The sequence below is a fragment of the Endoryza foliicola genome (assembly GCF_050589245.1).
GTDB classification, from domain to species: domain Bacteria; phylum Bacteroidota; class Bacteroidia; order Chitinophagales; family Chitinophagaceae; genus Endoryza; species Endoryza foliicola.
The window spans coordinates 1-514 of record NZ_JBOBEW010000039.1; the positions used below are offsets into that span (position 1 = coordinate 1).

1 protein-coding gene is annotated in these 514 nt (G+C 38.1%); it reads right to left on the reverse strand.

All coding sequences use genetic code 11. From position 1 onward, the window contains the following. Positions 1–420, reverse strand: a 420-nt coding sequence (locus ACQ2HE_RS19915) for a hypothetical protein (RefSeq protein ID WP_430901959.1), incomplete at its 3' end; no start/stop codon positions are given. Positions 421–514 lie beyond the last annotated feature (94 nt).

The following is a 514-nucleotide window of genomic DNA, read 5'->3' on the forward strand; positions in this document are numbered from 1 at the left end:
AATATTTGTATTTTGATCTTTACCCTCATTCAACTCGTATTCAAACGTAGTATATCCACCAGTTGGATACTTGATTTTTTGAAGAATGCAGGTCTGAGTATAATAAAGTGAAGGTTCCCGATTCGCACCTAGACCATAGCTAACTCCATCAACTACAACAGTAGGGACCAAATGTGAAACCCCGTCTGTGCCATTGAAATAGCCCCAATGATCTATCGAAGCGTTTTCAAATGATGGTGTTGGAACTGAATTATTATACTCAAAAACATAAGCCGGCTTCGAAACTGTACCCGTTCCAATTGGGATTTCTTTAATACTATCTAGACGCAGCCTCTTATCCCCATAAGGCGCTCCAACAGCAAAATAGGAGAAGAAAAAATCTGTTTGCTTAGTTTGAGTAAACGTATTTAGACTATTCAAACTATAGGATTTAACACTCTGCAAAAGTCTTTCATCAGGGAAACTACCTGGACTTAGATCTTGTCTAGTGTTTGCAACGCTTACAATATCGATA